Genomic DNA, 23150 nt, shown 5'->3' with positions numbered 1-23150 from the left:
GGGATATTGGCCTTATGGAACCTATGCTCCCACCAGGTGGACGCATTTCGGGTGCTCGATTGGCCGTCATGCTGGGCTCGTGGCGGCAAGGCGGCTCCCGCCAGGGCGCGGCCGACCTGGCCGCGGCCATCGAGCTGCAGGTGCTCGACGGGCAGCTTCCGCTCGGCACCCGGCTGCCCGCCGAGCGCGAGCTGGCCGACGCGCTCGGCGCCAGCCGGACGCTGATCGGCGCGGCGCTGGACCGGCTGCGGGAGAACGGGTTCGTCGCGAGCCGCCGCGGTGCCGGATCGTGGATCGCCGCGCCGGGGCGGCGCCGTCGTGGCCCCATCGTGCCGGGTGCGGCCGGTTCGATCGACTTCACCCACGCGTCTTCGCCTGCCGTCGCGGGCATGACCGCGGCGGTCGACGCGGCCCGCGTCCGGCTCGCCGACCACCTCGGGGACCACGGGTACCAGGAGTGGGGGCTGCCTGGCCTGCGCGAGCGGATCGCCCGCCGCTACACCGAACGCGGCCTGCCGACCACGCCCGGGCAGGTGATGGTGACCAACGGCGCCCACCACGCGTTCGTCCTGGTCCTGCGGATGCTCGCGGGCCCCGGCGACCGGGTGCTGGTCGAGCAGCCGACGTACCCGAACGCCCTGGAAGCGATCCGCGCCGCGCACGCCATCCCGGTCCCGGTGGCGCTCGACCCGGCCGGGACGCGGGGCTGGGACATCGCCGGGATCGACGCGGCGCTGCGCCAGGCCGCGCCGCGGTTCGCCTACCTCGTCGTCGACTTCCAGAACCCGACCGGCCTGCGCCTGGACGCCGAAGGCCGCGAACGGCTCGGCGCGGTGCTCGCGCGGGCCAGGACACCGGTCGTCGTCGACGAGACGCTCGTCGAGCTGGACCTGACGGGCGACCCGCTCGACGGCCCGCCGCCGCTGGCCGCGTTCGCCGGCGATCTGGCGATCTGCGTCGGCTCGGCGTCGAAGACGCACTGGGGCGGCCTGCGGCTCGGGTGGATCCGCGCGTCGGAGGACCTGCTCGGCCGCCTGGTTTCCGCCCGGTACGCGGTCGACCTCGGGTCGCCGGTGTTCGAGCAGATCGTGCTGACCGAGCTGCTCGGCGACGACACGGCGCTGGCTCGCCGTCGCGAAGAGCTGCGCGGCTACCGGGACGCGCTGGCCGGCGCGGTGCACCACCACCTGCCGGAGTGGACGTTCACGCTGCCGCCGGGCGGCCTGTCGCTGTGGTGCCGCATGCCTGAGCCGGTGAGCTCGCGGCTGGCGGTGGCGGCGGCGAGCCACGGCGTCCAGGTGGCGCCGGGCTCGCGGTTCGGCGTCCACGGCGGCCTGGAGCGGTGGATCCGGCTGCCGTTTTCGCTGCCGCCGGAGCAGAGCCACGAGGCGGTCCGCCGGCTGAGCGCCGCGGCGGCGTCGGTCCGCGGGACGCCCGCCTCGCTGGACGCGCCGATCGCATGAACGAACCGGTGCGCCGGCTGCGTGCCTGCTCCCAGGGATGGGCGGCGTTCGTGTGCAGCCGGCGCACCGGTTCGTTGTTCCACACTCCCCTTCGCGGACGTGACCCCGCTCGTGGGTGCCGCGGCTTCCCGGCACAGCCCCTCGACGTGCCGGGAAGCCGGCGGCTCAGGCGCGCGTCCGGTACTGCGAGACCTCGCTCGGCGCGGTGAGCGAGGACTCCCGGAGCGCGCCCGGTGTGGGTCCCGGCGCCGCGGGGGCAGCGCGGCGCCGGGACCGGGATCCGACCCGGCCGGGCGCGGTCGGCCGGTCGGAAAGACGGTGGTTTCGCATGGCTTTGAGCCCCTGGGGTACGTCGGACGCTTCGCGGCGTCACGAGACGTGAAAGAGTCACGGATTACGTACTGGAGCAGGGGATTCGTCGCGTCTTGACGGCGCGCGCGTGCGTCTAGTGGATCTTGATTTGGACGCAGTTCACCCCGGCTGCCCGGTTTCGGGTCAGTCGGGAGAGGTGGTGGGCAGGGCGGCTTCCCTGCCCGCGCCGTCGACGTCGTGGTCGCGGCTGGCGCCGATGAGCTTCAGCTGGGTGGTGGTGACGTCGTCGCTGTGGACGGCGAAGGAGTGCCGGGCGCCACCGGGCCCGTCGTGGCCGGAGGTGACGCTGGTGGCCGGCGCGCTCGGGCCGCTGGTGCCGCCGGGCAGGCCGGGCGTGGAGTCACCGTCACCGTCGCGGGCGTGGACACCGGAGTCGCGCGGCTGATCGGGCGCGGCCTTCGCGGGCAGCGAGGTCTGCCGTTCGACGAGGCGGGCGACGACGACCCGAGTGGTCTGCGGCTCGGTCGTCACGGCGGGCACGTCGGCGGCCACGGCTTCGGCGGCGACGGCGGGGGTGGTCGTGACCTGCGTGCCGGAGCCGGTCAGGAGGCCGGGCACGACCGCGGTCACGCCGCCGGAGCTGGAGCCACCGAGGACGGGGCTCAGGAGGTCGTCGAGGGGCAGCAGGACAGGCGCGGCGGGGTGGTTCGCGGACGGCTGCGTGAGCGGCGCGAGCACGGTGCCGGTGACGGTGTTCAGCGTGGTGGTGACGGTGTCCAGCGTTCCGCCGACCGTGGTGGTGACGGTGTTCAAGGTGCCGCCGACCACGTTGACGACGCCACCGACGAGCCCGCCGAGGAGACCGCCGCCGGTCGGAGCCGCCTTCGTGGTGGGGTCCTTGGCCGTCGGCGCTTCGGCGGTGGTCGTGGTGTCCTGGGTGGACTCAGTGGTGCCGCTGTCCTTGGTGGACTCGGTGCTGCTGGTGTCCTTGGCGGTGGTCTGCGTGTCCTTGGTGGACTCGGTGTTGCTGGCGTCCTTGGCGGTGGTCTGTTCGTCCGCAGGGGCCGTGGTCTCGGCGGCCGCGGTGCTGTCGGGCGGCGTGGCCGCTCGGTCCGCCGTTTGGTCCGCCGCGGGCGGCTGCGCGCACGTGGCGGCGCCGGTGTCGCGGTGGGCCTTGCGGTGCTTGCCGTGCGCGAGGGACTTCGCGGCATGGTCCACAGTGGAGTCGGCGCTGACGGCAGCGGGCGCATCGGGGCAGCCGGCGCTTTCGGCCGCGGCGGCGGTGCCGCCGGCCAGCGCCCCGCTGAGCAGCCACCCGGCCAGGGTGAGCCCTCCGGCGAGAAGAATCTTGGCAGCGGGCCGCTGCAGCGCGGCCGCCCACGGCCGCGGCGCCCGCGCGCGAGAAGCGGCAGGTGCCGAAATCCCGCTGGCACCGTCCGCGACCTGTGTCTGTAGTGCTCCCAGCCCGGAAACACCCGCCGTAACCGGCACGACCTCACCCGGCGTGGGCGCAGGCTGCGCCGGAGTGCTGCGGCGTGCGTTCGCCGTGCTGCTCACCGCCACCACCACCGTCCGCGCCTGATGCTCTCGCGTCGCACGCTCGAGCCTGTTCTTGCTGGGTCTTTCTCCGGCCAGGTCGCAGTTCCCCCGGGGCTGCCCTCTTTCTAGCACCGCTCGGGAGTCTTTCATCTCTCCCGCGTTCGATCCAGCCCGTAAGGCGGAACGGCCCTACCGGGCAAGGTATCTGCGGCCGACGAGTTGATCACGCTCAGTGCCGTTCGGGTGTTTCTCTGCCGCCATTCGGAGGAGTGCGCCGTTTTCCCGTCCAAGCCGCTGACCTGATGTTTCGCCGCCGCACATAGCAGTGCGTGCCGCATCGGGCACAGTCTGTGCGTGCGTCCACATTTTCTCCGGACGATCATGCGAACGCCCGCACTGTGGGACGCTCGCGGACGTCAGACCAGTTTGCGCAATCGGGTGATGGCCTCGTCGATGACCTCGTTGCGCTTGCAGAACGCGAAACGCAGCAGGTGTTTCCACTCGTCCGGGTGATCGGTGAACACCTTCACGGGCACCGCCGCCACACCGACGCGACCCGGGAGTTCCCACGCCAGGTCCGCCGCGTCGGTGAAGCCCAGCGGCCGGACGTCGACGCACACGAAGTACGTCCCCGCGGTCCGGCGCACCGCGAAACCCGCGTCCGCGAGGCCGGCCGAGAGCCGGTCACGCTTCTCCGCCAGCGAAGCACGCAACCCCTCGACCCACGCCAGCTCGTGGTCGAGCGCGTGCGCCACCGCCGGCTGCAGCGGACCGCCCGAGACGAACGTGATGAACTGCTTCGCCGCCTTCACCGCCGCGACCAGCTCCGGCGTCGAGCAGACCCAGCCGATCTTCCAGCCCGTGCAGTTGAACGTCTTGCCCGCGCTGGAGATGCTTACCGTCCGCGGCCGCATCCCCGGCAGCGTGACCAGCGGGATGTGCTCGGCGTCGTCGAAGACCAGGTGCTCGTAGACCTCGTCGGTGATCGCGACGAGGTCGTGCTCGACGCACAACGCGGCCAGCGCCGCCAGCTCGGCGCGGGTGAACACCGTGCCGGTCGGGTTGTGCGGCGAGTTGACCAGCACCGCCCGCGTCCGCGGCGTGACGGCGGCCCGCAGCGCGTCGACGTCGAGGCCGAACCGGCCGTCCGGGCCCTCGACCAGCCCGACGACCCGGCGCTCGGCCCCCGCCATCGCCACCGCGGCGGCGTACGAGTCGTAGTACGGCTCGATGACGATCACTTCGTCGCCGGGCTCGGTCAGCGCGATCAGCGTCGCGGTGATGGCCTCCGTGGCGCCCGCGGTGACGAGGATCTCGGTGTCCGGGTCGTACTCGGTGCCGTACCGCTGCCGGTGCCGCGCGATCGCGGCCCGCAGCTCGGGCCGTCCCGGCCCCGGCGGGTACTGGTTCGCGCCGCCGAACAGCGCGTTCTTGGCCGCGTCGAGCATGCCGGCCGGGCCGTCGGTGTCCGGGAAGCCCTGGCCGAGGTTGACGGCGTCGTGCTTGACCGCCAGCGCCGTCATCTCGGCGAAGATGGTCGAGGTGAACGGCCGCAGGCGGGGGACGAGAGCAGGTTCGCGCACGATCAGCCATCCTCACGGACAATGGCGATGTGGAGCAACTGACCCCCGCCAAGGTGACCCCGGCCGACCCGCCGGGCGGCGCAGCAGGCGAAGCGGAAAAGCGGCGTGCGCTGCGCAAGATGAAGCTCGTCGCGCTGTCTTTCCTGCTCGGCGCCACGCTCGTGTTCCTGCTGACCAGCTGGGCGCAGTCGGCAGGCTGGCCGGGCTGGGTCGGCTACGTGCGCGCCGCGGCCGAGGCGGGCATGGTCGGCGCGCTGGCCGACTGGTTCGCCGTCACGGCGCTGTTCCGCCACCCGCTCGGGCTGAAGATCCCGCACACGGCGATCATCCCGAACAAGAAGGACGCCCTCGGCAACAGCCTCGGCGACTTCGTCGGGTCGAACTTCCTCTCCGAGGAGGTCGTGCGCGACAAGCTCCGGCGCGTCGAGATCGCCCGCCGCCTCGGCGCCTGGCTGGCGCAGGAGGAGAACGCCGAGCGCGTGACGTCCGAGCTGGCCACGATGGTCCGTGCCGCCGTGAAGGTGCTCCGCGACGAGGACATCCAGGCGATCATGGAGCAGGCCGTCGCGCGGCGGATCATCGACAAGCCGTGGGGCCCGCCGCTGGGCAAGATCCTCCAGGGCGTGTTCGCCGACGGCGCCCACCACAAGCTCGTGGACCTGATGTGCGACCGCGCCTACGAGTGGGTGCGCGACAACCACACGACGATGCTGCGCGTGGTGTCCGACCGCGCGCCGAGCTGGTCGCCTAAGTTCGTCGACGAGATGCTCGCGGACAAGGTCTACGGCGAGGTGCTGTCGTTCGCGTGGGCGGTGAAGACCGATGTCAACCACCCGATGCGGCTGGCGCTGGACAAGTTCCTCGGCGAGTTCGCCCAGGACCTGCAGACCGACCCCGATGTGATGGCCCGCGCCGAGCAGGTGAAGGGCCAGATCGTGCACCACGAGGAGGTGCAGCGGCTGATCGGCTCGGCGTGGAGCACGGCGAAGGAGATGCTGCTCAACGCCGCCGAGGACCCGTCGAGCGAGCTGCGCCGGCGCGTCCGCCTCGGCCTCGTGTCGCTGGGGTCGCGGCTGGTCTCCGACGATCAGCTGCGCGAGAAGGCCGACGGCTGGGTCGAGGGCGCGGCGGCGTACCTGGTGAAGAACTACTCGCGCGAGATCACCACGATCATCACCGACACGGTCGAGCGCTGGGACGCCGAGGAGACGTCGCGCAAGATCGAGCTGCAGGTGGGCCGCGACCTGCAGTTCATCCGGATCAACGGCACCGTCGTCGGCGCGCTCGCCGGGCTCGTCATCTACGCGGTGGCGGAGCTGCTGTTCTGAGCAACCTCGCCGTATACCACACTTGGGGGAGCTTCAAACGAGTTGTCCACAGGAAGCTGAGTTATCCCCGGGGTTATCCACAGGTTTTCACGGTGATGGCCTAATCGCTGTCCACAACGTGTGGGGGTAACGGCGCCCCGGGCGTGGATATGTGGTGCTGCGCGACTGAGTTGTCCACAGCCGTTCGAGGGTCGTCCGCTCGGATGAGCCGTCAGCCCGCGGCGGCCGCGCGGGCCCGCCAGCAGCGTGCCTTCTCGCGGTTGCCGCACACACGCATCGAGCACCACGTGCGCGAGCGGTTGCGCGACTCGTCGTAGAACGCCCAGAGGCAGGTGTCGGCCGGGCAGATCTTCAGCCGGATCCAGTCGCCGCGCACGACGAGCCGCGCGCAGGCCGCGAACACCGCGCCGACGACGTCGTCCGCCACGAGCGCCGGCCCGTCTTCGGTGAGCGAGATCCGCGTGCCGACGTCGACGCTGCCGCCGGGCAGCCGTGGGTCGCCGATCGCGGCGCGCAGCGCGTCCCGCGCCGCGCGGGCCTCGGCGGCCGGATTGGCGGTCAACGCGTGCCCGGCCGCCCACTCGCGCCACTGCCCGGGATCTTCGAGCAGGTCAGTGCCCTCTTCGACGTTGACGGTGTTGAGGAACTCCACGACGAGGGAAGCGTCGGTGTGCACCGCACCAGTGTACGGCGGTGGGTGGTTGCCCCCGTGCGAGCTAACCCACATAATCGGTTCGCTGGTTACTCACGATCGAAGGGAGCGACGATGAGTGCGGTACCGACGCTGGGTGTGGTGGCCCTGGACTGCCCGGACCCGGTGGCGCTGGCCGGGTTCTACCGGGCGGTGCTGGAGTGGGACGCGCCCGAAGTCGCCGAGGACGGCCACTGGGTGACGCTGGCCAACCCGGCGGGCGGCGCGGGGATCGCGTTCCAGCGCGTGCCCGACTACCGGCCGCCGGCGTGGCCGTCGGCGGAGAACCCGCAGCAGCTGCACCTGGACCTGAACGTCACGGACCTGGAAGCGGCCCACGAGCGCGTGCTCGGCCTCGGCGCGAAGCTGCTGGACGACAAGCCGGAGACGTTCCGCGTCTACGCCGATCCGGTCGGGCACCCGTTCTGCCTCTGCGCCTGCTGACGCGTTTGTGCGTAGGCTGAGATGCGTGATTTGTCCGAAGTGTCAGAACCAGATGCGGACCGTGGACAAGAACGGCATCCACATCGAGCAGTGCTCGGGCTGCCGCGGGATCTTCCTCGACCACGGTGAGCTCGAGGCGATCGCCGGTGCGGAGAGCTCGTTCTACGGCCACCAGCCGCCGCCCTACCAGGGCGGTCACGGCCGTCCCGACTCACCGCGCCCGTACCGCGGCGGCTACCCGGATTCGCCGAAGGGCTACCGCGGCGGGTACGCGGACTCGCCGCGCCCGCACCGCGGGTACTCGGACTCGCCGCGGCCGTACGGGCACGGCCACCGCAAGCGCGGCTTCCTCGAGAACCTCTTCGACTGAGGTGGGGCTCGACCTGCGGATCTGCCCGGCCTGCGGCGACCGGGCAGACCGCCCGGTCGTCGCGGGCGCGACGCTGTCGTGCGCGCGCTGCGGGCACGAGTGGCCGTTCCGGAAGCTGCCGCTGTTCGCGCTGACGGGCCCGAGCGGCGCGGGCAAGTCGACGCTCGGGCCGCTACTGGCGTCGCGGCTGGCGGGCGAAGCGGTGGTGCTGGAGCAGGACGTGCTCTGGACGGGTGCCCTGCGCGACGACGTCGAGGCGTTCCGCGCGGTGTGGCTGCGGATGGCGGCGATGCTGCACCAGAACGGCCGCCCGGTGGTGCTGTGCGGAACGGTCGCGCCGCCGGAGTTCGAGCCGCTGCCGGAGCGGGCGTTCTTCACCGAGATCCACTACCTGGCGCTGGTCAGCGCGCCGTCGTCACTGCGCGCCCGGCTGCGCGCCCGCCCGGCGTGGCGCGAGTGGGACGAGCCGCGCATCGCCGAGATGCTGGAGTTCGACGACTGGCTGCGGCGCTCGGCACCGGAGCTGGGAGTGGAGCTGTTCGACACGACGGAGGTGCCGAGCGAGGCGGCCGCCGACCACGTCGAGAAGTGGATCCGGGCGCGGCTGCCCTAACAGAGGGGCCAGGTGCGGCCGTCGGGTGAGTCGAGCCAGAACTCCTGGCGCTCCGCCGTCACGGTCAACCCGAAGCGGTCGCGTTCCGGCTTGCCCAGTTCGCACCACTCGACGTAGGCCGCCTCGGCGAGTTCCCACAACGCGCGCGGGCCGCCCTGTGCCACCTCGTGCGCGCCGCCGCGCTTGCGGTGCCGGACCCACGAGCCGTCCGGGTGCACCAGCGCGACCCCCGTGCCGCCCGGCCCGCCCGCCGTGTTCGGGTCCGTGCCGTCGTGTTCGCGCACGGCTCGCACCCCCGGCAGTGCGAGCCCGGCGAAGAACTCGAACTGCTTGCGCGGCTGGATCACGTCCGCCATCGGCAGGCGTGTCTGCTCCCAGTCGTCCCGCGACGGCATCGGCAGCGGGCCCGCTTCCGGCAGGCGGTGCGCGCGAAGCGGCATGAAGCGGCCGTCGCGCGCGAGGACGCGGCCCTGTCCGGTGCCGTCCTCGCGGGCGACGATCCGGACCAGCCCGGCGCCGATCGGCCGGTTCAGCGTCGTCACGATCAGCCCGCCGGGCACCGTCTGCGCCAGCCACGGGAGTGGGATCGAGGAAACCGAGGCCGTGCACAGCACGCGGTCGAAAGCGGTGCCGGCCGGGAAGCCGAGCGCGCCGTCGCCCACCGCGCACGCCGGCCGGTAGCCCGCCGCGGCCAGCCGTTCGCGTGCCTGGGCGACGATCACCGGATCGATGTCCACTGTGGACACCTGACCGGAGCCGCAGCGGTGGCTCAGCAACGCGGCGTTGTACCCGGTGCCGGTGCCGATCTCGAGCACCCGCTGCCCGTCCCGCACCCGCAGCTCCTCGAGCATGATCGCCATGATCGACGGCATGCTCGACGAGCTCGTCGGCGTGCCCGGCACCGGCCCGGTGCGCCGGGCGAGCTCCCAGCGGTCCGGGTCGTCGTCCAGCTGCGTGACGAGCACGTCCCGCGAGTAGACGGTCTCCAGCCAACCCGGGTCGCCGCGGTCGACCGCCGCCCACAGCCCGCCCGCCGGCACGAAGAACCGCGGCAGGAAGACGTGGCGGGGCACCGAGCGGAAGGCGGCGATCCATTCGGGCGCGTGCAGGACGTCCTCGTCGAGCAGCTGCTCGACGAGCCGCCGCCGCAGCCGGGCCGAGCGCGTCATGCGACCACGTTAGCGGGTGAGCACCACCACACCCGATAGTTGCAAGCAGAGTGCTTGCAATAGCTAGCACTCCGGCGTAGCGTGGAAGACGTCGCGAGGAGGTGACCGGATGACACAACCCGGTGGGCAGCCAGGATCCGGCAGTCCGATGGAGAAGGTCGCGGACATCGCTTCCGACATCGGCGAGTACATCCGCCAGCAGCGCAACAACGCGAAGATCTCGCTGCGCCAGCTGTCGAAGCTCGCCGGCGTGTCCAACCCGTACCTCAGCCAGATCGAGCGCGGGGTCCGCAAGCCCAGCGCGGAGATCCTGCAGCAGATCGCCAAGGGCCTGCGCATTTCGGCGGAAGCGCTGTACGTGCAGGCCGGGATCCTCGATCTGCCGACGGGTGGTCCCGTGGGTGACGCGATTCGCGCCGACGCCGAGCTGACCGAACGGCAGAAGCAGGTCCTGCTCGACGTCTACGAGTCCTTCCGCCGGGAGAACGCCGCGGCACGGCCGGCCGCCGAGTCCGCTCCCACCCCAGACACCACAGCCGCAGACACCAAGGAGTCAGCATGACCACCCCCAAGAGCACCGAAGACGTCAAGAAGGCCGTGACCACCGCCTTCGACCAGGTCCGCACCCCGCTGCTCGCCGCGCTCGGCGCCGGCAACCTGGCCACCCACGCCGTCACCGACGCCGTGGCGAAGGCCAAGGAGAACGTGACCAAGAGCGGCGAGGCCGCCCGCAAGAACCTGCAGGAGCTGCCGACCGACGTCGAGAGCCTCCGCGAGAAGCTGGACCCGGCCGAGCTGCGCAAGGTCATCGACGAGTACACCGAGGCCGCGCTGAAGCTGTACAACAAGCTGGCCGAGTCGGGCGAGCAGGCGTGGGACAAGATCGCCGCGCAGCCGCAGGTCAAGAAGGCCATCGAGCAGCTCGAGGAGGCCCTCACCACCGCGCAGGGCCAGGTCGAGGAGGTGGCGGGCGAGGTCCGCGAGCGCGTCGACGGCGTGCTGGCCAAGGTGACCAAGCGCACCCGCTCGGCCGGCGAGAAGACCGCCCGCAAGGTGACCGACGTCGCCGGCGAGACCGCCGACGCCATCGAGGAGCTGGGTGACGACGTCGCCCACGAGACCCGCTCGGCCAGCCGCAAGGTCGCGAACAAGACGGCCCCGAAGACGGCCACCCCGGCCCGCCGGACCACCACCAGCGCCGCCGCGAAGAAGCCGGCCGCGCCGAAGACCGACAAGTAAAGACGCCGTGAACACCCCGGCCCCGTCCCCGGACCCCGGTGGCGGGGCCGGGGCCGTTCGGGCGGTTTGCCGTAAGCTGTCGCTGTGCTAGTCGCCATCTGGATCCTCGAAGTCATCCACTGGGGCAGCGCGCTGGTCGGGCTCTTCGCCTTCGTGCACGCGCTGCTGCAGCGTGCCGACGCCTATTCCGCGGCCGACCGCAAGACGAAGCCCATCTGGATGCTCATCACCGGTGGCGCCACGCTCGCGATGGCGTTGTTCAGCGTGATGGGTCCGGGCATGATCTTCTGGGTACCGGCGATGGCCGCGGTCCTGGTCTACATCGTCGACGTGCGCCCCAAGCTGATCGAGGTCCAGCGCGGCGGCTCCAGCTGGTGAGCCTCCTTCCCGCCCCCGCCGCATCCGGCGGGGGCGCTGTTTTAATGGAGTCGTGACCTGGACCATCGCCGGGAGCCTCACGGTCGTTCTCGCCCCCACGCGTACTGACCTGCTCGCCGAGCCCGTCGCGAAGGCACTGGCCGCGCTCGCCGACCCGGACGCCGTCGGCGTCGCGGAGATCGACCCGTCGCTGGCCGACACCGCCGCCTTCTGCGAGGCCTACGGCTCACCGCTCGAGGCGTCCGCGAACTGCGTCGTCGTCGCCGGCAAGCGCGCGGGCGAAGTCCGGTTCGCGGCCGCGCTCGTGCTCGCGACGACCCGCGCCGACGTCAACGGCGTGATCAAGCGCCGCCTCGACGTGCGCAAGGCGTCGTTCGCGCCGATGGACGAAGCCGTCTCGCTGACCGGGATGGAGTACGGCGGCATCACGCCCGTCGGCCTGCCCGGCGACTGGCCGATCCTGATCGACCAGCGCGTCGCGGACGCGCCGGAGCTCGTCATCGGCAGCGGGATCCGCGGCAGCAAGCTGCTGATCTCCGGTGCCGCGCTGGCCGCGCTGCCCGGCGCCGAGGTCATCGAGGACCTCGCCCGGTGACGTCCGTCTGGCTCCGGTACCTGACCGGTGCCGACATCGACTCGCTCGGCATCACGGACGCGGACATCGTCGGCGCGGTCGAGGACGTCCTCGCCGACCACGGCCGCGGCCAGGTCGTCTTCGAGCCGCGGACGCACCTCGTGCCGGACAACGGCGGCAAGGGCCACTTCAACATCCTGCGCGGCCACCTCTCCGCCAAGCAGGTCAGTGGCGTGAAGGTCGTCGGTGACTTCGTGGGGAACTTCGAACGGGGCCTCCCTTCGGAAATGGCGTTGATCCTGCTGCTGGACCCGGACACCGGCATGCCGCGGGCCATCGTCGACGGCACGATGATCACCGAGGCCCGCACCGGCGCGATGACCGCCGTCGGCGCGAAGTACCTGGCGCGCCCGGACTCCCGGGTGCTCGGGCACATCGGCGCCCGTGGTACCGCCTGGTGGAACGTCGTGCTGCTCGACTCGTTGTTCGACTTCGCCGAGATCCGCGTGACCAGCAAGCGCCCGGAGTCCCGCGAGGACTTCGGCCGCCGGCTGTCCGAGCGGCTCGGCAAGGACGTCCGCGTCTGCGCCACGGCCGAGGAGACCCTGGACGGCGCGGACATCCAGGTGGAGGCGTCCCGGCTGGTCGAACCCGAGGCGCTGGTGCGCCGCGAGTTCCTCCGGCCGGGCACCTTCCTGGTGCCCTACGGCACGATCAGCGCGCTCGAGCTCACGCTGCTCGACGACATCGACAAGGTCGTGGTCGACGACTGGCGCGAATCGCAGTCCGGCAACCCGCGGTTCGGCGCCCTGCGCCCGCAGCTCAACGCCGGCCTCCTCACCGCGGACGGGGTCCACGCCGAGATCGGCGACATCGTGGCGGGCCACAAGCCCGGCCGCGAGCACGACGCCGAACGGATCCTGTTCTGGCACCGCGGACTGTCCACAACGGACGTCGCGGTGGCGGACATGATCCTCGCCCGTGCCGAGGCTTCCGGCGTCGGCACCATGCTGCCGTACCGATGATCGTCTCCGGAACCGATTTCGCCGACGGTGAACGGTTGGAATTGGCCAAACCGCTGGTGGAGACGCTTTCGCGGCGTCGCGAAGCGCTCTTGACGGCGCTGGGGGAAGACGCTCCGGTCTACGGAGTCACCACCGGGATGGGCCGCTTGGCCGGGGTCGCGCTCGACGCGCGGCAGCAAGCGGAACACCAGCGGAACCTGCTGGTGGGCCGCGCGGTCGGTGGGCCACCGTGGTTGCCGCCCGAGGACGTCCGCGCGCTGCTTCTGGCGCGGTTGCGCGACTTCCTGCAGCCGTGGTCGGGGCTGAGCCCGGAGCTGGTCCAGTTCCTCGTGGATCGCCTGAACGACGGGTTCACGCCGGCGGTGCCGCGCTTCGGCCTCGGCAGTTCCGGCGAGATCATCCCGCTGGCCCACGCGTTCCAGACGTTCCTCGGCATCGGCACGGTCCTCGAGGACGGCGCCGAGGTCCCGGCGGCGGAAGCACTCGCCCGCCGGGGCGTCGAGCCGTACGTGCTCGGGCCGAAAGAAGGTGCTTCGCTGCTTCAGGGTTCTCCGCTGGCGGTGCTGCACGCCGACCGCGGCTGGACCGAAACGCAGCAGCTCATCGACCTGCAGACGCTGACCGAGGCGATGGCGATCGACGTGCTCGGCGCGCCGCGCGAGGTGTTTTCGCCGGTGATGGCCGGGGAAGACGATCAGTTGCGCACGCTGCTGCTCTCGTTGACCGGGCTGGTGGGTCCGGGCCCGGTGCGCGCGGGCGTCGTGCAGGCGCCGCTCTCGGTGCGGGTCGCGCCGCGGGCGCTGGCGCACGCCGGCCGCGTGAACAGCGACCTGCACGCGGCGCGGCGGCGCTGGGACACGATGCCCGGTGATTCCCCTTCGTTCATCGACGGTGCCTTCGTCCCGGGAACGGCGTACCACGCGGTGGATCTCGGGCTGCGGATGGACGCGGTGACGGCGGCCCTGGTGCACCTCGGCGAGATTTCGGTGCAGCGGACGCACCGCCTGCTCGACGAGCGGTTCAGCGGACTGCCGGCGCAGCTCACGGCGGACCCGGGACCGCGGGCTGGACTGGTCCCGCTGCACAAGCGAGCGGTCGGCGAACTGCACGCGTTACGCCGCTTGGCCACCCCGGCGACGCTCGGTTCGATCGACACGTCGGCAGGTCAGGAGGACGTCCAGGCCTTCGCGTGGGCTGCGGGAGAGCAACTGCGCGCGGCGGTTTCGCACCTTTTCGCGATCACGGCTTGTGAGCTGGTGACGGAATCGCAGGCGCGGTATCTGGCGGGCGGGGACGGTGTGCCGGGGCTGCGTGCGGCGTACGAGTGGGTGCGGTCGGTGGTGCCGCCGCTTGAGGCGGACCGTCCGCTCGGTCCCGAGGTGGAGCGCCTGATCGCGGCTTGTCGAGCGGTGCCCTTCGACGACTTGGTGACGCTCGCCTGAGTCTCGCGGGATTTCTCGTTTCCCCAGCCGCCCGCGGGGCGCCCCCCGTCTCGACTCTATCGCGTGGCACCGACGATTCCGGGGCACAGCAACGGAATTCACCGGGTTGTCCACAGGTGCGTCCCGATGTGGACAACCGGCCTCCGAACGCCGCCGAAACGGACATCCCGATCGGGCCGGGCGCTACGTTCGTCGGTGTGCGCCCTCCGGGGACGCGGGCCCCGGGGAAGGAGGGATACGACGGCGGGTCCGCGTGAAGGTGAGGGTGCGCGCATAGGGGCGGAAGCCCAGAGCGACGTACAACGGGAGGGCGCCGGCGGATTTCGGATGACCGATCACCGGATACACGACGGCTTCGCGAGCGCCGGCGTCGTGTGCCGCGTGCAGCGCGGCGAGGCACACTGCTCGGGCCAGGCCCGTGCGACGGAACTCCGGCAAAGTTCCGACGGGCTCCAGCTCGCCGACGGCATTGCGTTCGTCGAGCCAGATCAGGCACTGGGCGGCGAACCGGCCGTCGGGTGCCTCCGCCACCCAGTCGAGCTGGGCGCGGTACGGCCAGGCCGCCATGACGTTCCGGTAACTCGGTCCGGTCACCCGCGACGGGTGCCAGACCGCACGATGCACGGCCACGCGCCGTTCCATATCGTCCGCGCCGACCGGCCGGACGGTGAACCCGCCGGGCACCACGGGCTCGGGCAGATCGTCGAGGAGGCGAGACATATACGACTGGAAGACCGGGCTTTTCCGCGGCGCGTAACCACTTCGCTCCAACGCGGCGACGACGTGCTTCTCGGCGTCGAGCACGGTGACCTCGAGCTCGGCCGCGGAGGCGGTGTCTTCGAACCAGGCGAGCACCTCGGACACGAGTTCGGGGCGCGCGGGATCGACGAGCAGCGCCAGTTCACCGGGTAGCGAAACCCAGCCCCACGCGACGGTTTCGCCACCCGCCTCGCACAGCATGGTCGGCCACTCTGCTTCGCGGCCGACGTGCTGGAACCGCTGCCACGCCAGATCGCCGACGTGCACCGAACTCGCCTTCGACCAGATCCGCTGGGCCAGGCTCTGCATGGCCCGCAGGTCTGCCGGACCGGTGTAGCTGCGACGCGTGACGGCGGGCATGGGCAGCATCGTGCTGCGCCGCGCCGGTCTCCGCCAAGCGATTTACCGGGTAGGTGGGGACGGCCGGGTCGCCGTCGTCGAGGTGAGCGCGAGATCGTGGCCGGGCAGTCCCTCGGCTTCGCGGCGCACCCGGCCGGAGAAGCGCTACTCCCGACGGGCGTTCTGCAAGGCGAGGCCGCGCGGCGTCGCGACGCGGGTGATCACCGCGAACGCGCCGTCGCAGAGCAGCGCCAGGATCACCGCTGCCAGGCCGCCCGCGAAGATTTCGCCGTAGCCCTGGGCGCCCAGGGCGAAGCCGTCGACGATGTAGCGGCCCAGGCCGCCTCCGTCGTTGACGATCGCGCCGATCGCGACCGTGGCGATCAGCTGGAGGAACGACACCCGCGCGCCCGCCAGGATCACCGGGGACGCCAGTGGCAGCTCGAGCCTCAGCATGATCTGCCACTCGCGGTAGCCCGTGCCGCGGGCGGCGTCCACCGTCTCCTGCTCCAGCGAGACCACGCCGGCGTAGGTGTTGGTGAACAGCGGCGGCATCGCCAGCGCGACGAGCGCCAGCAGCAACGGCCAGAACGTCGTGTCCAGCTCCCAGCGGCTGGCCAGGAACCAGAACAGGATGATCAGGCCGAAGCTGGGGATCGCCCGGCCGATGTTCACCGCGCTGCTCGCCAGGAACGCGCCGCGCCGGTAGTGGGCGAGCCACAGGGCCGCCGGGATCGTCAGCACGGCCGCGATCACCAGGGCGAGGAGGGAAAACCTGAGGTGTTCCAGTGTCCGGTAGGGGACGCCCGCCTTGTCGGTCCAGCTCCAGCGGTGCGGGTCGGCGAGCCACGCGTTCAGCTGGTCGAGGAAGCTCATCGCGCCCGCACCTTCCGCGACCACGGCGCCAGCAGGCGCTCGCTGAGCCACAGCACCAGATCCACGACCACCGCCAGCGCCACCGACAGCACCACGCCGACGATGATCTCCGTCGAGTTGGGCGTCGCGGTCTGGATGCCCGCGCGGATGAAGTACCCCAGGCCGCCGAGGCCGAGCATCGACGTCACCGTCACCAGGCCGATCGTCGTCACCGCGGCGACTCGCAGGCCCGCGATCACCACCGGCAGCGCCAGCGGCAGCTCGATCTGCCAGAGCAGCCGTCCCCGCGTGTAGCCCATGCCGACCGCGGCCTCGCGGACCTCGTTCGGCACCTGGTCGACACCCGTGACGATGTTGCGGACCAGGATCAGCAGCGTGTACGTCGCCAGCGGGATCATCGCGGTGAGGAACGTCAGCCCGAAGAACGGCACCAGCACGGCGAACGCGCCCAGGCTCGGGATCACGTAAAGCGCGCCGGCCGCGCTCAGGATGAAGCCGTACGACCAGCGGTACCGCAGCGAAAACACCGCGAGCGCGATCGAGACGACCAGCCCGACGCCGAGCGCGGCGGCCGTCAGCGAGATGTGTTCACCGAGCCGCTGGACGATGTCGTCCGCGTTGCGGTCCACCCACTTCCACTGGAAGAGCGGGGGTCCGCTGTCGGCGGCCAGCGGGGTCACCGCGGTCACGTGCACCGGGCGACCCTACCCCGATCGGGCGGACAATTCCCGCCAACTGGGAATTCTGCCGCGCTCCTCTCAGCATGTGGATTCTTGTCGGTGGGCGGGTCTAGGGTCCTTTCGTCTGTTCGAGTGACGAGGGAGTGGGATTCGTGCGCTGGTTCCGGAACGCGTCCGTGGTGGCGGTGGCCGTCGCGGCGACGCTCGGCTTGGCCGCCTGTGGTGGTGGCAGCGACAGCGGTGACAAGCCCGCCGCGCAGAGCAAGGGTGGCGCGCCGATCGTCGTCGCGTCCTTCAACTTCACCGACAGCCAGATCCTCGCCGAAATCTACGCGCAGGCGCTGGAAGCCAAGGGCTACCCGGTGACGCGCAAGCTGAACCTGGGTTCGCGGGAGCTGATCTACCCGTCGCTGAAGTCCGGTGAGCTGCAATTCATCCCGGAGTACCAGGGCGCGGCGATCACCACCGGCTTCGGCAAGGAGGCGGGCAAGACCGCGCAGGAGGAGCACGAGCAGCTGGCCAAGCTGTTCGAGCCGAGCGGTGTCGCGCTGCTGAACTACGCGGCGGCCGAGGACAAGAACACCTACATCATCAAGTCCGACCTCGCGAAGTCCAAGGGCATCGCGTCGATCAGCGACCTGAAGAAGCTCGACAAGGTCGTCATGGCGGGCCCGCCGGAGTGCGAGAAGCGGCTTCCGTGCTTCAAGGGCTTCACGGACGTCTACAAGCTGACGAACGCGACGTTCCAGACGATCCAGGAGGCCGGCCCGCGGGTCGAGCAGCTGAAGTCGGGAGCCGTCACGGTCATCCCGGTCGACTCGGTCAGCCCGCTGACCGGTGACTCGAACTACACGGTGCTCAAGGACGACCTGAACATCGTGCCGACGGAGAACGTCGTGCCCGCGGTGAACAAGAAGGTTCTCGACGAGCGCGGCGCCGATTTCGCGAACGCGGTGAACGCGGTCAGCGCGAAGCTGACGACCGACGTCATGCGGGACCTGAACAAGCGCGTCGACTCCGACGGTGAGAAGGCCGCCGACGTCGCGAAGGACTGGCTGGCCCAGGCCGGTCTCTGAACGCGGGAGGTGGGGCCCTCGGAACGGAGGGCCCCACCTCTCACTGGTCGGTCACAAGCAACCCTTCGGGGTGCCCGGCGATCTCGATCTTGCGCCAGATCGGGCGCCAGTCCGCCAGCTCGTGGTAGCGACGCAGCTCGGCGAGACCGCTGAGCCAGCCGCCCCAGGCCGAGTACGGCGGATTGGCCGGGTCGAAGCCGCTGTGCACGATGGTGAGCCGGGTCTTGCCTTCGGAGCCGTCCAGCTCCCAGGTGGTCGTCTCGTTGTCGGCGAACCGCAGGGCCGCCTTGCGGCCCGGTTCGAACTCGACGAACCGGGCGCCGCCGGGGTCCAGGTCGAACCCGCCCATCGCGAACCGGCCGCCCAGCCGCGGCTCGATGTCCACGTTGGCGCCGAACCACTTGCGGAAGTGCTCCGGCTGGATCATCGAGTCGAACACCTCGTCCGGCGCCGCACCGATGACGACCGACGAGCGCAGTTCGCTCGACGTGAAGTCGATCTTCGGGGTCAGCTCGCGGCCGGCCAGGTAGTCCGCCAGGTTCGCGATCGCCAGCGCCCAGAACGTCTGCAGTGCGCCCCGCGCCCCGGCCTTGTCGGCCAGCACCTCCTCGAAGCTGGGCAGATCGCTGTGGCTGAGCGTGACGAGGGTGCCGTCGGCGTCCTCGTCCACCTCGAACTGGACCGTGGACTCGGCGCCCTCCACGGTCCAGCCGAACCGGACGGTCCGCTCGTCCACGTGCAGCATGCGCTGGTGCGGCTCGCCGCCGTCCGGGACGGAGCGGCCCCAGAACTCGTACCTTCCGGGCAGGTCGACTTCGGCGTGCTCGGCCAGCCAGACGCGCAACGCGGCCGGGTCGGTGAGCGCTTCGTACGTGACCTTCGGCGTCGCCGGAACGACCGCGCGGAGGACCAGGTCAGGTTCGGTCATCGGGATTTCCCTTCGGGTAGCAGGCGACGGCCAGGCGGAACGCGTCGCCTTCGGCACCGCCGTAGCGGGTGAACAGGTCCTGCAGCGTCTGCTGCAGCTCGTCGAGGAACGCCGTGCGCTGCTCCGGGCGCACCCGGATTTCCCCGGACACGCCGATCGACGGCAGGTCCGGCCGGGTGCGGTCGAGGTCCGCGATGTCCGCCTGCACGTCCTCGAGCAGGTCGACCAGGTAGCCGAGGCTGAGCCGGTCGCGGGCCTGGCGCAGCCCGATCCGCCCCACGAGGTCCGGGGACAGCCAGTACGACCGGGCGGCCGCCTGGTAGATCCCCTCGTGGATCCCGCGGACCCGGCGCTCCGCCACTTGACCGACCAGGCCGGCCTCCAGCATTCGTTTCACGTGGTAGTAGACCCGCTGCGGGGTCTGGTCGAGCTCGGCCGCGACCTCGGTGCACGACCGGGGTTCGGCGAGCTGCCGCAGGACTTCGATCCGCTGCGGCTTGAGCAAGGCCTCGGCCTGCTCGATCCGATCGAGGTAGACGACGTCTCTCATAGCGAAAATGATCCTGTATGTAAAAAATTATTTTGTCAATGGGTCCGGGCGCTCCCTTGTGGACGCCGGATGCCTCGGCCTACGCGGTTCCGCGCACCACCCAGGCGCGGGCCGAGAGCGGGATGGAGCCGTCCGGGGCGGTCGGCAGACGGCTGCGCAGCAGCTCGCGGATCTGGTTCCGCCGGCCCTCCGGCAAGCCCGCCAAGTACACCGGGCCCGGGCCCTGGGCACCGAGGAACGGCTGCCAGTAGTCGTCGAAGTCCGTGAACACGGTCGGGATCTTGATCTCGTCCACCGAGACGCCGGTCAGGCCCGCGTCCGTCCACAGCCGGCCGAGCGGCTCCGGACGGCACAGCGGGTACCGGCGGCCTTCGTGCAGGTCCGCCGCCGCCGGGTCCAGCTCGGCCGCGGCATCCCAGAAGTACCGCAGCAGCTCCATCCCGTGGGCCAGGTCCCAGAGATAGGCCATGGCCTGCCCGCCGGGGACGGTCACCCGCCTGATCTCCGCGGCGGCCGCGGCCGGGTCGGGGACGAAGTTCAGGACGAGCCCGGACACCACCACGTCGAAGCGGTCGCCGGGGAACGGTAGCGAGCGCGCGTCCGCGACCGTGAACGACGCCCGCGGATCGGTCACGCGCTGGCGGGCGGTCGTCAGGAACCCCTCTGACGGGTCGACGCCGGCGACCTCCGCGGGGTCGGCCGCGGCCAGCACCGCCGCCGTCAGCGCGCCGGTTCCGCAGCCGACGTCGAGCCAGCGGCGGCTCGCCGGGACGTCCAGCCGCCGCACGAACGTCTCCGCGAGCCGGCGGCTCCACCGCCCCATGAAGGCCTCGTACGCGTCGCCCGATTGCCACATGTGCTGCAGTACAGCACAGAAAACCGCTGGTCAGCCGTTGGCCAGCTCGCCCGTCGCGGTGTGACCCGCTGACGTCGCCCGCCGCAGGAACCCGGCGATCAGCGCCAGCTCTTCTTCGCTGTAGTCCGCGCAGAGCTCGTCCATCGCCGAGTTCATGCCCGCGTAGAGCCGGAACAGCTCGGTGTTGCGGCCGCGGACCGCGCGCACCGCCACCGCGCGCCGGTCGGCGGCTTCCGGATCGCGTTCCCGGACGATCCAGCCGCCCTTCTGCAGCCGGTCGAGGATGCCCGTCATCGTCGCCGGATGCAGCCCGGCGCGGCGGGCCAGCGCGCTCGGGCTCAGCGGGCCGTGCCGGGCGATCAGCTCCAGGCAGTCCAGGTCGACGTCCTTGAGCGCGAGGTGCGCGCTGACCTGGTGGTTGAGCAGCGCGAGCTGGTTGCGCAGGTCCCGCAGCGACTCCTTGAGCGCCACGGTGGCGCGCCGCCGTGCGGCGGCGTCCGATGTGGAACTCATGACGTCAGCCTAACGCGGTGGACGCGCTCGCGGCCGGTGGTGGAATCGTGGACCCTGACCACCAGCGATGCGAGAAGGAGCGAAATGGGAAAGGTCACGGCCACCGCGGAGCGCACCATCGACGCCCCCGCCGACAAGGTCCGCGCGCTCGTCGCCGACTACGCCGAAACGCGCCCGAAGCTGCTCACCGAGCACTACCGCGACTACGAGGTGACCGAAGGCGGAGTCGGCGCCGGGACGAAGGCACGCTGGAAGCTGCAGGCCACGTCCAAGCGCGTGCGCGACGTCAAGGCCACCGTCACCGAGCCGAAGCCCGGTGTCCTGGTCGAGACCGACGCGAACTCCAGCATGGTCACCACCTGGACGGTCACCGAGGCGGGTGACCGCAGCCACGTGAAGATCGAGACCACCTGGGACGGCGCCGGCGGCATCGGCGGCTTCTTCGAGAAGACGTTCGCGCCCGGCGGCCTCAAGAAGATCTACGACGGCGTGCTGCGGAAGCTCGCCGAGATCGTGTGACGACTCACAGACGGAATGCGCGCCCCGGTTAGCTCGTTGACCGGAAAGGAATGCGGGGCGACCGCCCCGGTTCAACGACTTCGAGGAGTTCGACGATGACCACAGCGACCGAAATCCGGCTGGCTTCGCGTCCGGAAGGCGTTCCGACGCACGACAACTTCGCCATCGTGGACACCGAGGTGCCCACGGCGGGCGACGGCCAGATCCTGGTGCGCAACCTGATCATGAGCGTCGACCCCGCGATGCGCGGCCGGATGCGGGACGTGAAGTCCTACGCGCCGCCGTTCGAGGTCGGCGAGGTCATGTCCGGCGGCGCGGTCGGCGAGGTCGTCGAGTCCCATGTGGACGACGTCAAGCCGGGAGACCACGTGCTGCACCAGGCGGGCTGGCGCACGCACGCCGTCCTCGACGCCGGCCGGTACGTCAAGGTCGACGCCGGCGCCGCCCCGCTCTCGGCGTACCTCGGCGTGCTCGGCATGCCCGGCCTGACCGCCTACGCGGGCCTGCTGGAGTCGGCCGAGTTCAAGGCGGGCGACACGGTCTTCGTCTCGGGCGCGGCCGGCGCCGTCGGCTCGCTCGTCGGGCAGCTGGCGAAGCTGAAGGGCGCCAAGCGGGTCATCGGCTCGGCCGGGTCGGCGGATAAGGTGCGTCACCTGGTCGACGACCTCGGCTTCGACGCCGCCTTCAACTACAAGGACGGCCCGGTCGCCGAGCAGCTGCACAAGGCGGCGCCCGAGGGCATCGACGTCTACTTCGACAACGTCGGCGGCGAGCACCTCGAAGCCGCCATCGACGCGATCAACCTGCACGGCCGGATCGCCGTCTGCGGCATGATCTCGCAGTACAACGCCACCGAGCCGACCCCGGCGCCGCGCAACCTGTCGCAGATCATCGCCAAGCGGTTCACCATGCGCGGCCTGCTGGTGCTCGACCACTGGGGCCTGCAGCCGCAGTTCGTCAGCGAGGTGGCGCCGCTGGTGAAGTCGGGGAAGATCAAGTACTCCGAGACCTTCGTCGACGGCATCCGCAACGCGCCGGACGCGTTCCTCGGCCTGCTTTCCGGGGCCAACACCGGCAAGATGCTGGTCCGGATCGCGGACTAGAGGAGCTCGGCCAGCTCCGGCAACGCCGCCACGGTGTACGTGGGCGAAGGCGTGCCGGGCAGCGGGCGGACGCCGGGCCGGGCGAGCAGGGCCGTCCGGAGCCCGGCCGCCTGCGCGCCGGCGATGTCCCAGTCGTGCGCGGCGATCATCACCGCGTCCCCGGGTCCGGCGGAGCAGGCGGTCAGGACCTGCCGGTACGGCTCCGGTGCGGGCTTGAGCCTGCCGACCTGCTCGGCGGAGAAGATGCGGTCGAAGAGCGTGGCCAGTCCCGCGTTCTGCAGCTGCGCCTCCGCCGTGGCGAGCGGCGAGTTCGTCAGCGCGACGACGTCGTGGCCCGCTTCGCGCAGCTTCCGGACGCCGGGTTCGACGTCCGGGTGCGCGGGGAGGCGCCGGAGTCCTTCGCCGATCTCGGCGAGGTCGACTTCGCGGCCGTGCCGTGCGGCGACCTCGACGGCGGCCGCGCCCGCGATGCCGGCGAAGTCCTGGTAGCCGCCGGTCGCCGTGACCGTCAGGACCGTGTGGATGGCCAGCCCGAACCACTCGCGCCGCAGGTCGGTGCCGCCGACGAGATCGTCCATGGCGGCGAGGTCGAGGAGGGTCTCGTTCACGTCGAACACGCACAGCATGCGGGTCTCCGAGGTTCGAAGTTTTTCGTACCTCGTCGAAGGTACGACAGCTGCCCCGCCGTGCGGTCGTGCTCGCCGTTCCCGCTGCCGATCGCCAAGCCGACCCGGACGCACCACTGGCGGGTGCTGCGCGAGGCCGGGCTGGTCCGGCGGCG

General features: G+C 71.3%; 26 protein-coding genes. 14 read left to right on the top strand and 12 right to left on the bottom strand.

Translation table 11 applies throughout. The features are described 5' to 3' along the window. The first annotated feature begins 14 nt into the window (after nt 1–14). Nucleotides 15–1463, top strand: a complete 1449-nt coding sequence (gene yczR / locus BT341_RS03920; protein ID WP_072474955.1) for a MocR-like transcription factor YczR — start codon at nt 15–17, stop codon at nt 1461–1463. Between the two features lie 495 nt (nt 1464–1958). Here yczR and BT341_RS03915 read toward each other — a convergent pair whose 3' ends face one another. After that, nucleotides 1959–3332, bottom strand: a complete 1374-nt coding sequence (locus tag BT341_RS03915) for a hypothetical protein (protein ID WP_245804880.1) — start codon at nt 3330–3332, stop codon at nt 1959–1961. Between the two features lie 398 nt (nt 3333–3730). Then, on the bottom strand, nt 3731–4897 hold the full coding sequence (locus BT341_RS03910) for a pyridoxal phosphate-dependent aminotransferase (protein ID WP_072474953.1): 1167 nt from the start codon (nt 4895–4897) through the stop codon (nt 3731–3733). 29 nt (nt 4898–4926) lie between these two features. Between BT341_RS03910 and BT341_RS03905 the strand changes: the two genes are divergently transcribed. After that, entirely contained in the window at nt 4927–6225 is a 1299-nt protein-coding gene (locus BT341_RS03905; protein ID WP_072474952.1) for a DUF445 domain-containing protein, read from the top strand. A 211-nt stretch (nt 6226–6436) separates the two neighbouring features. Here BT341_RS03905 and BT341_RS03900 read toward each other — a convergent pair whose 3' ends face one another. Further along, nucleotides 6437–6901 (bottom strand): CGNR zinc finger domain-containing protein, encoded by a 465-nt coding sequence (locus BT341_RS03900; protein ID WP_072474951.1) that lies wholly within the window; start codon nt 6899–6901, stop codon nt 6437–6439. 90 nt (nt 6902–6991) lie between these two features. Here BT341_RS03900 and BT341_RS03895 point away from each other — a divergent pair, with 90 nt between their 5' ends. The 3 genes from BT341_RS03895 to BT341_RS03885 are packed head-to-tail and all read left to right on the top strand — an operon-like array spanning nt 6992 to nt 8343. Next, on the top strand, nt 6992–7360 hold the full coding sequence (locus BT341_RS03895; protein ID WP_072474950.1) for a VOC family protein: 369 nt from the start codon (nt 6992–6994) through the stop codon (nt 7358–7360). 7 nt (nt 7361–7367) lie between these two features. Further along, the gene (locus BT341_RS03890; RefSeq protein WP_072474949.1) at nt 7368–7730 is read left to right on the top strand and encodes a TFIIB-type zinc ribbon-containing protein; all 363 of its coding nucleotides are present in this window, start codon (nt 7368–7370) and stop codon (nt 7728–7730) included. Between the two features lies 1 nt (nt 7731). Beyond that, nucleotides 7732–8343: an AAA family ATPase gene (locus BT341_RS03885; RefSeq protein WP_072474948.1), complete on the top strand. Its 612-nt coding sequence runs from the start codon at nt 7732–7734 to the stop codon at nt 8341–8343. Here BT341_RS03885 and BT341_RS03880 read toward each other — a convergent pair. After that, complete coding sequence (locus BT341_RS03880; RefSeq protein WP_072474947.1) at nt 8340–9512, bottom strand: methyltransferase domain-containing protein; 1173 nt, start codon at nt 9510–9512, stop codon at nt 8340–8342. The genes BT341_RS03885 and BT341_RS03880 overlap by 4 nt on opposite strands. Before the next feature lie 148 nt (nt 9513–9660). Between BT341_RS03880 and BT341_RS03875 the strand changes: the two genes are divergently transcribed. The 6 genes from BT341_RS03875 to BT341_RS03850 all read left to right on the top strand — a co-directional run bounded on the left by BT341_RS03875 (nt 9661) and on the right by BT341_RS03850 (nt 14170). Continuing rightward, nucleotides 9661–10074 (top strand): helix-turn-helix domain-containing protein, encoded by a 414-nt coding sequence (locus BT341_RS03875; RefSeq protein WP_072474946.1) that lies wholly within the window; start codon nt 9661–9663, stop codon nt 10072–10074. Then, nucleotides 10071–10751: a hypothetical protein gene (locus BT341_RS03870; RefSeq protein WP_072474945.1), complete on the top strand. Its 681-nt coding sequence runs from the start codon at nt 10071–10073 to the stop codon at nt 10749–10751. The genes BT341_RS03875 and BT341_RS03870 overlap by 4 nt, the downstream gene beginning before the upstream one ends. Nucleotides 10752–10835: 84 nt before the next feature. Then, nucleotides 10836–11129, top strand: a complete 294-nt coding sequence (locus BT341_RS03865) for a DUF2516 family protein (RefSeq protein WP_072474944.1) — start codon at nt 10836–10838, stop codon at nt 11127–11129. 52 nt (nt 11130–11181) lie between these two features. Then, entirely contained in the window at nt 11182–11724 is a 543-nt protein-coding gene (locus BT341_RS03860) for a YbaK/EbsC family protein (RefSeq protein ID WP_072474943.1), read from the top strand. After that, entirely contained in the window at nt 11721–12728 is a 1008-nt protein-coding gene (locus tag BT341_RS03855) for an ornithine cyclodeaminase family protein (RefSeq protein WP_072474942.1), read from the top strand. The genes BT341_RS03860 and BT341_RS03855 overlap by 4 nt, the downstream gene beginning before the upstream one ends. After that, nucleotides 12725–14170, top strand: a complete 1446-nt coding sequence (locus BT341_RS03850; RefSeq protein ID WP_072474941.1) for an aromatic amino acid lyase — start codon at nt 12725–12727, stop codon at nt 14168–14170. The genes BT341_RS03855 and BT341_RS03850 overlap by 4 nt, the downstream gene beginning before the upstream one ends. A gap of 183 nt (nt 14171–14353) precedes the next feature. Here BT341_RS03850 and BT341_RS03845 read toward each other — a convergent pair whose 3' ends face one another. The 3 genes from BT341_RS03845 to BT341_RS03835 all read right to left on the bottom strand — a co-directional run bounded on the left by BT341_RS03845 (nt 14354) and on the right by BT341_RS03835 (nt 16839). After that, entirely contained in the window at nt 14354–15289 is a 936-nt protein-coding gene (locus tag BT341_RS03845) for a GNAT family N-acetyltransferase (RefSeq protein WP_072474940.1), read from the bottom strand. A 144-nt stretch (nt 15290–15433) separates the two neighbouring features. Further along, nucleotides 15434–16144, bottom strand: a complete 711-nt coding sequence (locus tag BT341_RS03840) for an ABC transporter permease (protein ID WP_072481767.1) — start codon at nt 16142–16144, stop codon at nt 15434–15436. After that, nucleotides 16141–16839 carry an ABC transporter permease gene (locus BT341_RS03835; RefSeq protein WP_072474939.1) on the bottom strand — a complete coding sequence of 233 codons (699 nt, stop codon included), beginning with the start codon at nt 16837–16839 and terminating at the stop codon, nt 16141–16143. The genes BT341_RS03840 and BT341_RS03835 overlap by 4 nt, the downstream gene beginning before the upstream one ends. A gap of 137 nt (nt 16840–16976) precedes the next feature. Between BT341_RS03835 and BT341_RS03830 the strand changes: the two genes are divergently transcribed. Further along, the gene (locus BT341_RS03830; protein WP_072481766.1) at nt 16977–17900 is read left to right on the top strand and encodes an ABC transporter substrate-binding protein; all 924 of its coding nucleotides are present in this window, start codon (nt 16977–16979) and stop codon (nt 17898–17900) included. Between the two features lie 40 nt (nt 17901–17940). Here the strand turns inward: BT341_RS03830 and BT341_RS03825 are convergent, their stop codons facing one another. The 4 genes from BT341_RS03825 to BT341_RS03810 all read right to left on the bottom strand — a co-directional run bounded on the left by BT341_RS03825 (nt 17941) and on the right by BT341_RS03810 (nt 20747). Continuing rightward, a complete protein-coding gene (locus BT341_RS03825) occupies nt 17941–18828 on the bottom strand; it encodes an SRPBCC family protein (RefSeq protein ID WP_072474938.1) in 888 nt (295 codons plus the stop codon). Then, nucleotides 18815–19378 carry a winged helix-turn-helix domain-containing protein gene (locus BT341_RS03820; RefSeq protein WP_072474937.1) on the bottom strand — a complete coding sequence of 188 codons (564 nt, stop codon included), beginning with the start codon at nt 19376–19378 and terminating at the stop codon, nt 18815–18817. The genes BT341_RS03825 and BT341_RS03820 overlap by 14 nt, the downstream gene beginning before the upstream one ends. Before the next feature lie 79 nt (nt 19379–19457). Then, on the bottom strand, nt 19458–20234 hold the full coding sequence (locus BT341_RS03815) for a class I SAM-dependent methyltransferase (protein ID WP_072474936.1): 777 nt from the start codon (nt 20232–20234) through the stop codon (nt 19458–19460). 30 nt (nt 20235–20264) lie between these two features. Then, nucleotides 20265–20747: a MarR family transcriptional regulator gene (locus BT341_RS03810; protein ID WP_072474935.1), complete on the bottom strand. Its 483-nt coding sequence runs from the start codon at nt 20745–20747 to the stop codon at nt 20265–20267. Nucleotides 20748–20831: 84 nt separating this feature from the next. Between BT341_RS03810 and BT341_RS03805 the strand changes: the two genes are divergently transcribed. Together BT341_RS03805 and BT341_RS03800 are read left to right on the top strand one after the other, a co-directional pair. Then, entirely contained in the window at nt 20832–21266 is a 435-nt protein-coding gene (locus BT341_RS03805) for an SRPBCC family protein (RefSeq protein ID WP_072474934.1), read from the top strand. A 95-nt stretch (nt 21267–21361) separates the two neighbouring features. Further along, nucleotides 21362–22369, top strand: a complete 1008-nt coding sequence (locus BT341_RS03800) for an NADP-dependent oxidoreductase (protein ID WP_072474933.1) — start codon at nt 21362–21364, stop codon at nt 22367–22369. On the opposite strand, the gene BT341_RS03795 is transcribed toward BT341_RS03800, so the two are convergent. Further along, nucleotides 22366–22995: a haloacid dehalogenase type II gene (locus BT341_RS03795; RefSeq protein WP_072474932.1), complete on the bottom strand. Its 630-nt coding sequence runs from the start codon at nt 22993–22995 to the stop codon at nt 22366–22368. The genes BT341_RS03800 and BT341_RS03795 overlap by 4 nt on opposite strands. Nucleotides 22996–23150 lie beyond the last annotated feature (155 nt).

Origin of the sequence: Amycolatopsis australiensis, from assembly GCF_900119165.1 — a bacterium.
Lineage (GTDB): Bacteria > Actinomycetota > Actinomycetes > Mycobacteriales > Pseudonocardiaceae > Amycolatopsis > Amycolatopsis australiensis.
Note: the sequence above shows the minus strand (reverse complement) of the source record. Positions and strands in the feature narration are given on the sequence as shown.

Bases quoted from the DNA above. Each gene is read 5' to 3' on its own strand.
- yczR (WP_072474955.1), top strand. From the start codon at position 15: ATGGAACCTATGCTCCCACCAGGTGGACGCATTTCGGGTGCTCGATTG.
- BT341_RS03895 (WP_072474950.1), top strand. From the start codon at position 6,992: ATGAGTGCGGTACCGACGCTGGGTGTGGTGGCCCTGGACTGCCCGGAC.
- BT341_RS03880 (WP_072474947.1), bottom strand. From the start codon at position 9,512: ATGACGCGCTCGGCCCGGCTGCGGCGGCGGCTCGTCGAGCAGCTGCTC.
- BT341_RS03875 (WP_072474946.1), top strand. From the start codon at position 9,661: ATGGAGAAGGTCGCGGACATCGCTTCCGACATCGGCGAGTACATCCGC.
- BT341_RS03870 (WP_072474945.1), top strand. From the start codon at position 10,071: ATGACCACCCCCAAGAGCACCGAAGACGTCAAGAAGGCCGTGACCACC.
- BT341_RS03850 (WP_072474941.1), top strand. From the start codon at position 12,725: ATGATCGTCTCCGGAACCGATTTCGCCGACGGTGAACGGTTGGAATTG.
- BT341_RS03845 (WP_072474940.1), bottom strand. From the start codon at position 15,289: ATGCCCGCCGTCACGCGTCGCAGCTACACCGGTCCGGCAGACCTGCGG.
- BT341_RS03840 (WP_072481767.1), bottom strand. From the start codon at position 16,144: ATGAGCTTCCTCGACCAGCTGAACGCGTGGCTCGCCGACCCGCACCGC.
- BT341_RS03825 (WP_072474938.1), bottom strand. From the start codon at position 18,828: ATGACCGAACCTGACCTGGTCCTCCGCGCGGTCGTTCCGGCGACGCCG.
- BT341_RS03820 (WP_072474937.1), bottom strand. From the start codon at position 19,378: ATGAGAGACGTCGTCTACCTCGATCGGATCGAGCAGGCCGAGGCCTTG.
- BT341_RS03815 (WP_072474936.1), bottom strand. From the start codon at position 20,234: ATGTGGCAATCGGGCGACGCGTACGAGGCCTTCATGGGGCGGTGGAGC.
- BT341_RS03810 (WP_072474935.1), bottom strand. From the start codon at position 20,747: ATGAGTTCCACATCGGACGCCGCCGCACGGCGGCGCGCCACCGTGGCG.
- BT341_RS03805 (WP_072474934.1), top strand. From the start codon at position 20,832: ATGGGAAAGGTCACGGCCACCGCGGAGCGCACCATCGACGCCCCCGCC.
- BT341_RS03800 (WP_072474933.1), top strand. From the start codon at position 21,362: ATGACCACAGCGACCGAAATCCGGCTGGCTTCGCGTCCGGAAGGCGTT.
- BT341_RS03795 (WP_072474932.1), bottom strand. From the start codon at position 22,995: ATGCTGTGCGTGTTCGACGTGAACGAGACCCTCCTCGACCTCGCCGCC.